Here is a 13,985-nt window from a genome sequence, read left to right on the forward strand (position 1 = left end):
CTGGATGATGCCATCCGCCACTGACAACGGCCCGCGGTCATATAGGGGGTGCGGCATCCCCGGCGCACCCCCGCCGTTCGCCGTTCCTAGGCCGACACCAACAATCGTCCGCGCCTGGCATCCGCCAGCGCCTCGGGCGTGAGCACAGGACGCGGTACGAGAATTCCGCAGTCCGTGCAGACCGGACCCGTCGAGGGTTCGTGGTCCAGTTCGTATTTCCAGACGAGCCGCTCCCCGCCGCACACCGGGCAGACCGACCCCGGTTCCCGCTCCAGCGCGGAGGTCAGGCGGCGCAGTACCTCCGCCAGCGGCTCATGGGGGTGGACCCGGGGGTCGTCGCACCAGGCGACACCGAAGCCGCCCCAGGTCAGCCGGTGCCAGTCGTCCACAGTGCCCGGCCTGCGCAACCCGTCGTGCTTCTCCTTCTTGCGACGCTCGGCGAACTCGACCTCATAGGCCAGCCAGACCGAACGCGCCTCCTCCAACTCCTCCAGTGCGGCCACGAGCCGCGCTGGGTCGGGGGAGCGGTCCTCCGGGCCGAACCCGGCCCGGGAGCACAAATGGTCCCAGGTCGCCCTGTGCCCGTAAGGAGCGAACCGCTCCAGGCACTTGCGCAGCGAATAGCGCCGCAGCGCCAGATCGCACCGCGGATCGCGCACCTGTCTCGCCAGACTCCGGAAACCGGCCATCGCCCTGCACCTCCGTCACACTTGCACCTGTACTTCGGTCACTTCGGCGTCGTCGTACGGACTTCGCGCGACGTTGCCGAATAGACGTATCGACAAGCGATTCGGCTCCATCCGATTTCCGATGGCCCCCATAAGCCGGCTGAGCCGGCCAAGCCGGCCGCATCGACGCGGTGCCTACCCGGCACCGACTTCAAAAAGTGACGCATGTTCATCTTCAATCTCGGGGATACCGGCGGTAACGTCCGGCACACCCCCGTCGGTAGGAGCTGCCATGCCACGGCGCACCCCACGCACCGCTCTCGACAAACTGAGAACTCCCGGCAGAATCCCCGGGTTCCTGAAGACCGCATCCGTATGCGTCCTGATTGCCGGACTTTTGACCCCGCTCACCCAGGCGGCGGCAGCGGAAGAGGCCGCGCCCAAGGCGACGGCGGCGGCGAACGACTACTGCGGCGGCCAGTGTTCCGACATCCTGCCGCCCGGCCAGAACGGCAACGCCACCCTCGCCCAGATCCTCCTCAACCAGGCCTTCGGCACCCAGCCCGCCCACGCGGAAGACCAGCTCGGGCCCTACGCCAACCTGGCCAAGGGGTACCCCACGCTGACCAACTCCACGGTCAACACCTTCTTCAACGACGCGTCTTTCGGGGTCCCCGCCGATCAAGTCGCCTCCACGGTCAAGCCCGCCGGTCGCGGCGACGTGACGATCGTCCGCGACAAGAAGACGGGTGTGCCGCACATCACCGGAACCACCAGATACGGCACGGAGTTCGGTGCCGGGTATGCGGCAGCTGAGGACCGGCTGTGGCTGATGGACGTCTTCCGTCACGTGGGACGTGGTCAGCTGACCTCCTTCGCGGGCGGCGACCCCTCCAACCAGGGCCTGGAGCAGCAGTTCTGGCGCCACGCCCCGTACACCGAGGCCGATCTCCAGGCCCAGATCGACAACGCCGTCGCCACGAACGGCGAGCGCGGCAAGCAGGCTCTCGCCGACGCCAAGGCCTACCTCGACGGCATCAACGCGTACATCGACGCCTCCGACAAGGGCCGCTACTTCCCCGGTGAGTACGTCCTCACCGGCCACAAGGACTCGATCACCAACGCGGGCACCATCCAGCACTTCAAGATCACCGACCTGGTGGCGCTGGGCTCCGTCATCGGCGCGCTCTTCGGCTCCGGGGGTGGCGGCGAGGTCAACAACGCGCTCTCGCTGCTCGCCGCGCAGGAGAAGTACGGCGTGCAGGAGGGCACGAAGGTCTGGGAGTCCTTCCGCGAGCGCAACGACCCCGAGGCGGTCGTCACCGTCCACGACAAGAGCTTCCCGTACGCCTCGAAGCCCGACGATCCGCAGGGTGAGGCACTGCCCGACGCCGGCTCGGTGGAGGAGGAGCCGCTGGTCCACGACCGCACCGGCAGCGCGGCCACATCAAGTGCGAACACCGCGTCGGCCACTGCCGCCAAGACGGCCATGACCTCGGCCAAGCGCGGCATGTCCAACGCCCTCGTGGTCAGCGGCGAGCACACCGCCAGCGGCCACCCGGTCGCCGTCTTCGGCCCGCAGACCGGCTACTTCGCGCCCCAGCTGCTCCTGCTCCAGGAGATCCAGGGCCCGGGCATCAGCGCCCGCGGCGCGTCCTTCGCGGGTCTGAGCATGTACGTCGAACTCGGCCGCGGCCAGGACTACTCGTGGAGCGCGACGACCTCCGGCCAGGACATCATCGACACGTACGCCGTCGAGCTGTGCCAGGACGACTACCACTACCTGTACCGCGGCACGTGCACGCCCATGGAGAAGGTCGAGCAGAAGAACGCCTGGAAGCCGACCGTCGCCGACGGCACCGCGGCCGGCTCGTACACGATGCGGGTGTGGCGCACCAAGTACGGCCCCGTCGAGTACCGCGCGACCGTCGACGGCAAGAAGGTCGCCTACACCACCCTGCGCTCCTCCTTCATGCACGAGGCCGACTCGATCATCGGCTTCCAGATGCTGAACGACCCGGACTACGTGAAGGGCCCGGAGGACTTCCAGAAGGCGGTCCAGCACATCAACTACACCTTCAACTGGTTCTACGCCGACTCCGAGCACACCGCGTACTACAACAGCGGCGACAACCCGGTGCGGGCGAACGGCGTCGACGCCGAGTTCCCGGTGTGGGCGCGGCCGGCGTACGAGTGGCGGAACTGGACCCCGGCCACGAACACGGCCGACTACACGCCGGCGTCGGCCCACCCCAACTCCATCGACCAGGACTACTACATCTCCTGGAACAACAAGCAGGCCAAGGACTACACCACCGCTCCCTGGGGCAACGGCTCGGTCCACCGCGGCAATCTCCTCGAGGACCGGGTGAAGAAGCTGGTCGCCGCGGGCGGGGTCACCCGCGCCTCCCTGGTGAAGGCCATGGCCGACGCGGGGCTCGCCGACCTGCGGGCCGAGAACGTACTGCCGGACCTGCTGAAGGTCGTCAACAGCTCCCCGGTGACGGACTCCACGGCCGCGGCGGCGGTGAGCAAACTGCAGACGTGGCTGTCGGCGGGCGCCAAGCGCACGGAGACGTCTGCCGGTTCCAGGACGTACGCCAACGCCGACGCGATCCGCATCCTGGACGCGTGGTGGCCGCTCCTGGTCAAGGCCGAGTTCGAACCGGGTCTCGGCAGCGACCTGTACACGGCCATGACCAAGAACCTGCCGATCGACGAGTCCCCGTCGGCCGCGCACGGCCCGACCGGCTCGCACGCCGGAAGCTCCTTCCAGTACGGCTGGTGGAGCTATGTCGACAAGGACATCCGGGCGGTGCTCGGTGAGTCGGTGCAGGGGCCGCTCGCGCGGAAGTACTGCGGCGGCGGCAGCCTCAGCGCCTGCCGGGACCTCCTGATCAGCACGCTGAAGGAGGCGGCCGGCAAGACCGCGGCCCAGGTCTACCCCGGTGACGCCCTGTGCTCGGCGGGCGACCAGTGGTGCGCCGACTCGATCTTCCAGCGGACGCTCGGCGGCATCAAGCACGGCCACATCAGCTGGCAGAACCGCCCGACGTTCCAGCAGGTGGTGGAGTTCACCTCGCACCGGTGAGGCACGAGTGGCGGCGGGTCAGCTGACGCGGCCCGCCGCCACCACCAGGTGCGCCAGCTCCCGGTGCACGATGTCGTTGTGCGCCCCGGCCGGCGGCCCGCCCCGCCGGACCACCTGAGCCGCGTCGATGTTCACGCACCCCGACGCGGGCAGCTTCGCCCTCAGCGCGTCGGCGAGCTTGAAGGACTTCGTGCCCGGCACCGCCTGCACACCGTCGAACCCCATCGCCCCCCACTTGGCCCCGAGCACACGTCCCACGGCCAGTTCGGCGGTGGCCCCGCGCGCGTCCCCCGCCATGCGCGAGGCCAGCGGATACATCGTGCCGAGGGCCGAATCATGGCGGGAGTAACAGCACACCAGGGGACCGTCGATGCGGTTGTGCTGGCCCTGCAACACCCCTCCCGCGCGCGGGTCGTGCGGCAGGCGCGCCGCGAACGCGTAGTGCGAGAAGGCCCCTTGGAGCAGCGTCACCGACTTCACCGTGCGCACGCCCTCCGGCAGTCCGCGCAGCGCGAACGCCACCAGCCGCGCGCCGAAGCTGTGCCCGACGAGATGCACCCGCACCCGCGGTGCCGCCGAGGCCAGCTGCCCGACCACCCGGCCGAGCCCGCGCTCACCGACCGTCCCCGCCCGCCGCTTCATGGCGTAGTACGTCGCCTGCCGCAGCAGCTCGTGCGCCCCGTCCCACGGGTTGGGCAGCGAGAACCGCGCCGCACCACCCGGGGATTCGAGATCCGCCAGCGCCCTCGCGAACTCCTCGCAGACCTCCGCCGCGGACCCCGTCAACATCATGGGCTCGCTCTGCGGCACGCCCTCCGCCAGCGTGTCCGCCGCGAACAGCGCCTGCGGTCCCGGCGGCAGCACGTCCACCAGCAACCGCACCAGACGCCCGAACTCCTCCAACTCCGCCTCCTCGCGCGGCTGCTGGTCCAGCAGACGGGCGATCTGGTCGATCACCGTCGCCCGCCCCGGAAAGGTCTCCAGCAGCGCGTGCCGGGTGTCCTTGTCGAGGACCGGCCGTGGCGGGATGTCGGCGGCCACGGCCCGCGGAAAGTCCGGGATCGGCTCGTCCGAGAACCGCATCGAAGGCCACACCACGCCGACGTACCCGATCCTGGCCGCCGGTGCGAGCTCGGGGATCGGCGCGAGGAAGCGACTGTAGAGCCGGGTCGCGCCCGAGCGGTCGCAGTTCCAGCCGTGCGATAAGACGACCAGGTCACGGATGCGGTGTTCCGCGACTCCGGCGAGCAGCCGGTCCCGCTTCCGGCCGTCCGTGTCCCCGTCCGCGTCGAAGGTGAGCTCCCAGAAGGGAGTCACGCTCATTGCCGGATCCGCCATGCCAAGCCCCCTCGTCCCCCGGACTGGTGCGTTGTGGGCGCATCGTCCTGCTACGGGGCCGAGTTGGCCATACGTCGTGACTCATCCGGGTGATTCACCCGTTCACCCGTTCTCCCGATCATGCGTTCACCGTCTCGGGTGTCTGCCGTCCTCGCGCCCCTTAAGGGGTGGAGTCACCCTTCCCTGTTACATACCGACCGGTTAGTCTGGCGCCGCAGAGCCGCAGTCAAAGGAGACCGATGGTGGAAGCCGTTCAGGGTGCTGGTGTGGTCGTCACAGGGGCCGGAGGCGGCATCGGAGCCGCACTGGCCCGTCGCTTCGCCGGCGAAGGCGCTCGGGTCGTCGTCAACGACCTCGATGCCGGGCGGGCGCAAGCCGTCGCCGAGGAGATCGGCGGCATCGCCGTCCCCGGCGACGCCTCCGCGATCGTCGGCGAGGCCCGCGAGGCGCTCGGTGGCACCGTCGATGTCTACTGCGCCAACGCCGGTGTCGCCTTCGAGGGCGGAGACGCCGCCGCGCCGCTCGACGAGAAGGTCTGGGCGGCCTCCTGGGACGTCAACGTCATGGCGCACGTCCGCGCGGCCCATGAACTGCTCCCGGACTGGCTGGAGCGGGGCAGCGGCCGTTTCGTCTCCACCGTCTCCGCGGCCGGACTGCTCACCATGATCGGCGCCGCACCCTACGCCGTCACCAAGCACGGTGCCTACGCCTTCGCCGAGTGGCTGTCGCTGACGTACCGGCACCGCGGCGTGAAGGTCCACGCGATCTGTCCGCAGGGTGTGCGCACCGACATGCTGGCGGCCACCGGCAGCGCGGGCGACCTGGTGCTCCAGCCGACCGCGATCGAGCCGGACGACGTGGCGGACGCCCTTTTCAAGGGCATCGAGGAGGACCGCTTCCTGATCCTGCCGCACCCCGAGGTCGCCGGGTTCCACCAGGCCAGGGCCACCGACCCCGACCGCTGGCTGACGAACATGAACCACATCCAGCAGAAGTGGGAGACGACCCGGTGACCGACTCCCGTTACGCGGCCAAGCCCTGGCTGGCCCTGCTCGACGATGCCCAGCGCGCCCCGATCGACCCCGCCGACTCCCTCGTGCACGCCCTGCGCCGGGCCGTCGCCGAGACACCCGACCGCACCTTCCTCGCCTACTTCGACGGCCGCCTGACCTACCGCGAGGTCGACGAGCTGAGCGACTCCGTCGCCGGCCACCTCGCCGCCCGCGGTCTGGAGCGCGGCGACCGGGTGGCGGTCCTGCTGCAGAACTCCCCGCACTTCGTGCTCGCCGTGCTCGGCGCCTGGAAGGCGGGGGCGACCGTCGTTCCGGTCAACCCGATGTACAAGTCGGGGGAGGTCGGCCACGTCCTGCGGGACGGCGAGGTGGCCGCGCTGATCAGCTCCGACCGGGCCTGGGAGTCGTATCTGCGCGACACGGCCGCCGACTCGCCGGTGCGGACCGTGCTCACCGCGTGCGAGTTGGATTTCCAGACCCGAGGTGACGCGCGCGTGCTGACCTTCGAGCGGTTCCCACAAACCGAGGACGCCGACGACCTGGCGACCGTGGCCCGCGCGGGCCACAAGGCGCCCGAGGGGCGTGACGCCGGCCCGTCCGACATCGCGCTGATCAGCTACACCTCGGGCACCAGCGGCACCCCCAAGGGCGCCACCAACACGCACGGCAACATCATGCACAACGCGGAGCGGCAGCGGACCGGGCTGGCCCTGCCCGAGACGCCCGTCTACTTCGCGACGGCGCCCCTGTTCCACATCACCGGGATGGTCTGCCAGCTCGGCGCCTGCCTGAACAGCGCGGGCACGCTCGTCCTGGCGTACCGCTTCGAGGCGGGCGTCGTGCTCGACGCGTTCGCCGAGCACCGGCCGCACTACACGGTCGGCCCGTCGACCGCCTTCATGGCGCTGGCCGCCCACCCGTCCGTCACGCCGGACCACTTCTCGTCCTTCGTCAACATCTCCTCGGGCGGCGCGCCCCTACCGCCGGCCCTGGTGGAAAAGTTCCGGGCCGGCTTCGGGCCGTACATCCGCAACGGCTACGGGCTGACGGAGTGCACCGCTCCCTGCGCCTCCGTGCCGCCCTCCCTGGAGGCACCCGTCGACCCGGCCTCCGGGACGCTGGCCGTGGGCGTGCCCGGCCCCGACACGGTCGTCCGCATCGTCGACGACCAGGGGCAGGAGGTGCCCTTCGGCGAGCAGGGCGAGATCGTCGTACGAGGGCCGCAGGTCGTCCCCGGCTACTGGCGGCGCCCGGAGGCCACCGCCGAGACCTTCCCCGACGGGGAGCTGCGCACCGGCGACATCGGGTTCATGGACCCCAGGGGCTGGCTGTACGTCGTCGACCGCAAGAAGGACATGATCAACGCGTCCGGCTTCAAGGTGTGGCCGCGGGAGGTCGAGGACGTGCTGTACACGCACCCGGAGGTGCGCGAGGCGGCCGTCGTCGGCGTGCCCGACGGGTACCGCGGAGAGACGGTCAAGGCGTACATCAGTCTCCGTCCGGGGGCTGAGACGGACCCGGATACGCTCGCCGTGTACTGCAAGGAGAGACTGGCCGCCTACAAATACCCGCGTCAGGTGGAGATCCTGCCCGACTTGCCGAAGACGGCGAGTGGGAAGATCCTCCGGCGGGAACTGCGTTCCCGCACGCATGACCACAAGCGGCAACAGAATTAGCAACAGAAAAGCAACAGAAGAAAGACTCGGAAGGCAGGTGGCGGCAGTGCCCAGGACGATGGAAGGTGACGGGACTCCCGTGCCGCAGCGGCTGCTGGCCGCCGCCACCCGGCTCTTCGCCGAGCAGGGCTACGACCGCACCTCGGTGCAGGAGATCGTCGAGGCGGCCGGCGTCACCAAGGGGGCGCTGTACCACTACTTCGGCTCCAAGGACGACCTCCTGCACGAGGTGTACGCGCGTGTGCTGCGCGTCCAGCAGGAGAGACTCGATGCCTTCGCGGACGCCGACGAGCCGGTCGAGAAGCGGCTGAGGGACGCGGCGGCCGACGTCGTCGTCACGACGATCGACAAGCTCGACGACGCGATGATCTTCTGGCGCTCGATGCACCACTTGAGTCCGGAGAAGAACAAGCAGGTGCGTGCCGAGCGGCGCCGGTACCACGAGCGATTCCGGGCGCTGATCGAGGAGGGACAGGAGGCCGGGGTCTTCTCCAAGGCGACCCCCGCCGACCTGGTGGTGGACTACCACTTCGGCTCCGTCCACCACCTGTCGACCTGGTACCGGCCCGACGGCCCCCTCAGCCCTCAGGAGGTCGCCGATCATCTGGCGGACCTGCTGCTGCGGGCGCTGCGACCGTAGCGCCCCTCTGTCATCCGTGTCCGTGCGTGGCCATGTCCATGGCCATGTGTAAGGGGCGCCTGCCACGGGCAGGCGCCCCTTACACATGAGCTCACAGGTACTTCTTCAGCTCCCGCCGCGCCAGCGACCGCTGGTGCACCTCGTCCGGGCCGTCGGCGATCATCAGGGTGCGGGCACCGGCGTACAGCTCGGCCAGCGGGAAGTCCTGGCTCACCCCGCCCGCGCCGTGCAGCTGGATCGCCCGGTCGATGATGTCGACGACCGTACGGGGCGTGGCGATCTTGATGGCCTGGATCTCCGTGTGAGCGCCCCTGTTGCCGACCGTGTCCATCATCCAGGCCGTCTTCAGGACCAGCAGCCGCAGCTGCTCGACCGCGACCCGGGCGTCCGCGATCCAGTTGTGGACCACGCCCTGCTGGGCCAGCGCCTTGCCGAAGGCGGTGCGTGACGTCGCTCGCCTGCACATCAGCTCGATCGCACGCTCCGCCATGCCGATCAGCCGCATGCAGTGGTGGATACGGCCGGGACCGAGGCGGGCCTGCGCGATGGCGAAGCCGCCGCCCTCCTCGCCGATCAGGTTCGAGGCCGGTACGCGCGCGTGGTCGAAGATCACCTCGGCGTGGCCGCCGTGATAGTGGTCCTCGTAGCCGAAGACCTGCATCGCGCGCTGGACCGTGACGCCCGGGGTGTCACGGGGGACCAGGACCATGGACTGCTGGCGGCGGATGTCGGCGCCGTCCGGGTCCGTCTTGCCCATCACGATGAAGATCTTGCAGTCCGGGTTCATCGCCCCGGAGATGTACCACTTGCGGCCGGTGATGACGTACTCGTCTGTGCCATCGGAGGCTCGCTCGATGTGCGTGGTGATGTTCGTGGCGTCGGACGAAGCCACCTCGGGCTCCGTCATCGCGAACGCCGAGCGGATCTCACCGGCGAGCAGGGGCTCGAGCCACTGCTTCTTCTGCTGTTCGTCGCCGAACTGCGCCAGGACCTCCATGTTCCCGGTGTCGGGCGCCGCGCAGTTCGTCACGGTCGGCGCCAGCTGCGGGCTGCGGCCGGTGATCTCGGCGAGCGGCGCGTACTGGAGGTTCGTCAGGCCGGCGCCGTACTCGGTGTCGGGAAGGAAGAGGTTCCACAGGCCCTGCCTGCGTGCCTCGGCCTTCAGCTCCTCGACCACGGCCGGGGTGTCCCACGGCGACGCCAGCTGTGCGCGCTGCCCGTGCGCGGTCTGCTCGGCCGGGTAGACGTACTCGTCCATGAAGGCGAGCAGCTTGGCGCGCAGTTCCTCGGTGCGCGCGTCGAACGCGAAGTCCATGGCCTCAGCCTTCCTGGAGTCCTGCTTGAAGAGTCGTCAGACCGTGCTCGATGAAGACCGGGACCAGGTCGCCGATGCGGTCGAAACCACGGCCGACCGTCTGGCCCAGGGCGTAGCGGTAGTGGATGCCCTCCAGGATCACGGCGAGCTTGAACCAGGCGAACGCCGTGTACCAGGACACCGCGGAGACGTCGCGTCCCGAGCGCGCGGCATACCGCTCGACGAGTTCGGCGGGTTCGGGGTGGCCGGGAGCCTCGGCGGTCGTGGAGACCGGGGAGTCGGCCATGCCCAGCGGGATGCTGTACATCACCAGCAGACCGAGGTCGGTGAGCGGGTCGCCGAGCGTCGACATCTCCCAGTCGAGGATCGCCTTGATCGTGTCGTTCTCGCCGATCAGGACGTTGTCGAGCCGGTAGTCACCGTGCACGACCGTCGGGGCGGGGGAGCGGGGCAGCTCACGGCCGAGCGCCGCGTGCAACTCGTCGATGCCGGCCAGCTCGCGGTTGCGGGAGGCGTCCAGCTGCTTGCCCCAGCGTCGCAGCTGCCGGTCCAGAAAGCCCTCGGGGCGGCCGAAGTCGGCCAGGCCCACCTCGGCGGGGTCCACCGCGTGGAGCTCCACGAGCGTGTCGACGAGGTTCAGTACGGCCCCTCGGGTGCGGTCCGGACCGAGGGGGGCGAGCTGGTCGGCGGTGCGGTACGGGGTGCCCTCGACGAACTCCATGACGTAGAACGGCGCCCCGAGCACCTCCTCGTCCTCGCACATCAGCACCGGGCGCGGCACCGGCACGTTGGTCGGATGCAGTGCGCTGATCACCCGGTGCTCGCGCTTCATGTCGTGCGCGGTGGCCAGGACGTGGCCCAGTGGGGGCCGCCGTACCACCCACTTCGACGTGCCGTCGGAGACCGCGTACGTGAGGTTCGACCGTCCGCCCTCGATCAGCCGGCCGGTCAAGGGGCCGTGGACCAGGCCGGGCCGCTCACGGTCGAGCAGGGCGCGCAGCCGGTCGGGGTCGAGGCCTGGCGGATGGTCGGGGCTCATCAATGCTCCTACGGGCGGGTGAACGCGACCTGACCAATGATGCCGACCGGTCGGTATGTCGTCCAGTGGGGGAGTCGAACGTGATCGGAGCCACGATAGGCCGACAGCTCCCCGCGTGGGGCGACGGGGAGCTGTCGGCAGTGCCATCTCGGCCAGGCCGGGGCGGTGTGGAGTTGTTGTCGGGCGTGGTGCGGGGTCGGTGTCGGGGGTGGTTGTGAGGGTGGCCTCGGGTCAGTGGTCGTCCCAGTGGCCCTCGTGCTCGGCGTGCCGGTGGCCGTCGTGGAGGTAGTCGACGTGGTCGCCGTGCAGGACGCTCGGGTGCCCGCAGTCCGCGCCGTGCCGGTGGTCGTGGCCCTCGTGCGAGACGTGCTCGGCGGGCTCGCATTCGTCCCAGTGGCCGCCGTGCTCGCGGTGCAGGTGCCCGTCGTGCGCGTAGTCGACGTGGTCGCCGTGCGGAACCTGGGTGTGGCCGCAGTCCGGGCCATGGGTGTGCGTGTGGGAGGCGTGTTCGTGGTGCAGGGTGGTCATGGTGCTCACCTTCGATGGTGCGGGTGATGACGTCGGACAGGCTGCCACGCGAACAGTGATTATCCGGCTATTCCGTCTATTTCGGCTTTTCGATCTGCGTGGCGTACGGGTAACCCTTGGGGGTCATCACCTATCGACGGTAGGGCGGGGGCGAGGGGCTGGCCCACCAAGATTCGTTCAAGGTCGTGTGCGACCGGCCCCGGGTTCAGAAGAAGAGCGCGGCGGCGCACAGCGCCAGTGCCGCTGTGAGGAGGGCGCCGGCTGTCGCTTGTCGGGGGGTGAGTGCGGGTGGGGTGTTCGTGGCCGCCAGGGTGCTGATGCGGTGGTGGGCGATCAGGAGGAAGGCCAGCCACAGGGCGCAGCACAGGGCGCAGACGATGATCGCGGCCGCCGATGGCCCGCCGTGCAGCGCGGTCTTCATCGCCAGCAGGGCGGCTACGGTGCTGGACAGCGTGGTACGGCGCCAGGCGAGGCGGGTGCGCTCAGGTTGCAGTCCCGGATCCCGGTCGTGGGCTGCCTGGGGGGCTGTCCCGCTCACCCTTCCCACCCGACGAGGACGACAACGACCATCGCGACGGCCACGATCGCGACGACGAGGCTCAGCAGCGCCGGGAACCGGGACACCGGCAGGTCCTCGCCTCGGCGCATGGCCCGTTCGCAGCGGATCCAGTGGTTGACCGCGCGCAGGGAGCACAGGACGCCCGCCGCGAGCAGCGCGAGCGCGAGGCCGACGCGCCAGCCCCAGCGCAGGTCGGGCAGGAACTGGTCCACGGCGAAGCCGCCGCCGATCAGGGCGAGGGCGGTGCGCAGCCAGGCCAGGAAGGTGCGCTCGTTCGCCAGCGAGAACCGGTAGTCGGGGGTGCCGCCCTCGTCCCGGATCGCCTGGGGTGCGAACCACAGGCGGACGTTCCGTGCGAATCCGATCACGACCAGACCCTATCGGGGCGGGTTCCGGCCGTTGGGTGGGGATGCCTGCGGCGGCCTGTGGGGGCGGAGCCCCAAGTGACGTCCGCATCGGCGCCGGGCGACCGGAAACGTGGCGTACCTGCCCCTACCCCCGATACGCGCGGAGCCTCTCGTACGCCGCCAACCCGTCCGGCACCCACTCCCAGTCCCTCAGGCGGCGCTCCACCTCGTCCTCCGGCAGGAACTCGTGCCAGGCCACCTCCTCGGCCTGCGGCCGTACCGGAAGGTCACAGCGGACCTCGTACACCGCCGACCACCAGCTCCGGCCGGCTCCGTCGTCGTAGAGGAACTTGAAGAGGTAGTCCGGGCTCGGTAGCCCCGTCACGCCCAGTTCCTCCTCGGCCTCGCGCAGGGCCGCGTCGTCGTAGGACTCGCCCGCGCCGACCACTCCGCCGACGAACATGTCGTAGAGGGACGGGAAGACCAGCTTGGTGGGGGTGCGGCGGTGAACGAAGAGGCGGCCCTCCGTGTCCACGGCCTGGATGAAGACGCAGCGGTGGCGCAGGCCCTTCGCATACGCCTCGCCGCGCGGTGATCGGCCGATGACCTGGTCGTTCTCGTCGACGATGTCGAGGATCTCGTCAGCAGCGCTCATGACCTCATCCAAGCAGGGTCAGGTCACTGAGGTTGCAGGTCCCGCGCCCGCACGGGCTGCGCCGCACCGCTCGGCATCGCCGGGTGCATGCCCAGCAGCACGATGCCCACCACGATCGCCGCGAGCCCGGCCGCCTCCCAGGCCAGCGCCCCCGTGTCGGTCCGCAGCCGGTCGCCCAGGAAGCCGACGCCACAGGCGATACCGGCCAGCGGCTGGGCCGCCGTGAGGGCGGGCAGCGACATGCGCAGGGGCGCGGTTTCGAACGCGCTCTGGACGAGGATCAGGCCGGTGACGCCGAGCACCAGCACGCCGTACGGCTGCCAGCCGGTCAGCAGTTCCATGAGGCCGCCCTCGGAGAAGCGCTGGCCGCTCACCCGGGTCAGAGCGTCCTGCACGCCGTAGAGCAGGCCGGCCGCGATCGCCAGCAGTACCGGGCCGGAGCTCAGGCGGGAGCGCTTCGCGTGCGTCGTGAGGAGAAGGGCGAGGCCCAGCATGGTGCCGATGATCAGCCAGTGGCGGAACGGATCGGGGACCGCGGTGCCGCCGCGGGGTTCGCCCGCCACGAGGAACGTGGTCACCCCGCCCGCGAGCAGTGCGAGGCCCGCCCAGCCCTGGCGGCCCAGTGGCTGCTTGCTCTGCTTGCGGGACAGAGCGAGGGCGAAGAGCAGGTTCGTGGCCAGGAGGGGTTCCACCAGGGAGACCTCGCCCTGGCCCAGCGCGATCGCGCCTAGGGCCATACCGGCCGCCATCAGCCCGATGCCGCCGAGCCAGCGCGGCACCTTCATGAGGTCGACGAGCAGCCGGGGCGAGAGGAAGTCGCTCAGCGGTGCCTGCCGGGCCGCGTTCTGCTGGAGTACGAAGCCGAAGCCGAGGCAGCAGGCCGCGCTCAAGGAGAGGACGAGTACCAGAACCGACAAGCTGTGTACCTCGAGATCATCCGGTCGGGCCACGGGGGGGCGTAGGGGCCTGCGCGACGTAGAGCAGGCCGTCGAAGCGCCACCATCGTGCGGGACCGGGGTGGGGTGCGCCATGGCGTACGCCACAGGTCCTGGGTGCGTGCCCCGCGGTGCCACGCAAATACCCACCCGTTCAGGGAGGTTGACGCGTGTAACGCCC

13 protein-coding genes are annotated in these 13,985 nt (G+C 70.0%); 4 read left to right on the top strand and 9 right to left on the bottom strand.

All coding sequences use genetic code 11. The features are described from left to right. Positions 1-86: 86 nt before the first annotated feature. Complete coding sequence (locus tag ABT063_RS23420; RefSeq protein ID WP_351059496.1) at positions 87-689, bottom strand: hypothetical protein; 603 nt, start codon at positions 687-689, stop codon at positions 87-89. A 271-nt stretch (positions 690-960) separates the two neighbouring features. Here ABT063_RS23420 and ABT063_RS23425 point away from each other — a divergent pair, with 271 nt between their 5' ends. Then, complete coding sequence (locus ABT063_RS23425; protein WP_351059499.1) at positions 961-3,759, top strand: penicillin acylase family protein; 2,799 nt, start codon at positions 961-963, stop codon at positions 3,757-3,759. An 18-nt stretch (positions 3,760-3,777) separates the two neighbouring features. On the opposite strand, the gene ABT063_RS23430 is transcribed toward ABT063_RS23425, so the two are convergent. Continuing rightward, complete coding sequence (locus ABT063_RS23430; protein ID WP_351059502.1) at positions 3,778-5,097, bottom strand: serine-threonine protein kinase; 1,320 nt, start codon at positions 5,095-5,097, stop codon at positions 3,778-3,780. 239 nt (positions 5,098-5,336) lie between these two features. On the opposite strand from ABT063_RS23430, the gene ABT063_RS23435 reads away from it, so the two are divergent. The 3 genes from ABT063_RS23435 to ABT063_RS23445 are packed head-to-tail and all read left to right on the top strand — an operon-like array spanning position 5,337 to position 8,426. Then, positions 5,337-6,110, top strand: a complete 774-nt coding sequence (locus ABT063_RS23435; protein WP_351059505.1) for an SDR family oxidoreductase — start codon at positions 5,337-5,339, stop codon at positions 6,108-6,110. Continuing rightward, complete coding sequence (locus ABT063_RS23440) at positions 6,107-7,786, top strand: class I adenylate-forming enzyme family protein (RefSeq protein ID WP_351059507.1); 1,680 nt, start codon at positions 6,107-6,109, stop codon at positions 7,784-7,786. The genes ABT063_RS23435 and ABT063_RS23440 overlap by 4 nt, the downstream gene beginning before the upstream one ends. Positions 7,787-7,832: 46 nt before the next feature. Beyond that, positions 7,833-8,426: a TetR/AcrR family transcriptional regulator gene (locus tag ABT063_RS23445; protein WP_351059510.1), complete on the top strand. Its 594-nt coding sequence runs from the start codon at positions 7,833-7,835 to the stop codon at positions 8,424-8,426. 91 nt (positions 8,427-8,517) lie between these two features. On the opposite strand, the gene ABT063_RS23450 is transcribed toward ABT063_RS23445, so the two are convergent. The 7 genes from ABT063_RS23450 to ABT063_RS23480 form a co-directional block, all read right to left on the bottom strand. Beyond that, positions 8,518-9,741 (bottom strand): acyl-CoA dehydrogenase family protein, encoded by a 1,224-nt coding sequence (locus ABT063_RS23450; protein WP_351059513.1) that lies wholly within the window; start codon positions 9,739-9,741, stop codon positions 8,518-8,520. A gap of 4 nt (positions 9,742-9,745) precedes the next feature. Beyond that, the gene (locus tag ABT063_RS23455) at positions 9,746-10,780 is read right to left on the bottom strand and encodes a phosphotransferase family protein (protein ID WP_351059516.1); all 1,035 of its coding nucleotides are present in this window, start codon (positions 10,778-10,780) and stop codon (positions 9,746-9,748) included. Positions 10,781-11,011: 231 nt separating this feature from the next. Further along, on the bottom strand, positions 11,012-11,308 hold the full coding sequence (locus tag ABT063_RS23460) for a hypothetical protein (RefSeq protein ID WP_351059519.1): 297 nt from the start codon (positions 11,306-11,308) through the stop codon (positions 11,012-11,014). Between the two features lie 205 nt (positions 11,309-11,513). Beyond that, positions 11,514-11,846 (bottom strand): DUF202 domain-containing protein, encoded by a 333-nt coding sequence (locus tag ABT063_RS23465; protein ID WP_351059521.1) that lies wholly within the window; start codon positions 11,844-11,846, stop codon positions 11,514-11,516. Continuing rightward, positions 11,843-12,235 (bottom strand): YidH family protein, encoded by a 393-nt coding sequence (locus tag ABT063_RS23470; RefSeq protein WP_351059524.1) that lies wholly within the window; start codon positions 12,233-12,235, stop codon positions 11,843-11,845. The genes ABT063_RS23465 and ABT063_RS23470 overlap by 4 nt, the downstream gene beginning before the upstream one ends. Positions 12,236-12,359: 124 nt before the next feature. Beyond that, a complete protein-coding gene (locus ABT063_RS23475) occupies positions 12,360-12,869 on the bottom strand; it encodes an NUDIX hydrolase (RefSeq protein ID WP_351059527.1) in 510 nt (169 codons plus the stop codon). Positions 12,870-12,892: 23 nt separating this feature from the next. Beyond that, positions 12,893-13,786 (bottom strand): DMT family transporter, encoded by an 894-nt coding sequence (locus tag ABT063_RS23480; RefSeq protein ID WP_351059530.1) that lies wholly within the window; start codon positions 13,784-13,786, stop codon positions 12,893-12,895. Between the last annotated feature and the right edge of the window lie 199 nt (positions 13,787-13,985).

This window comes from Streptomyces sp. NPDC002838 (assembly GCF_040295365.1).
Taxonomy (GTDB): Bacteria; Actinomycetota; Actinomycetes; order Streptomycetales; family Streptomycetaceae; genus Streptomyces.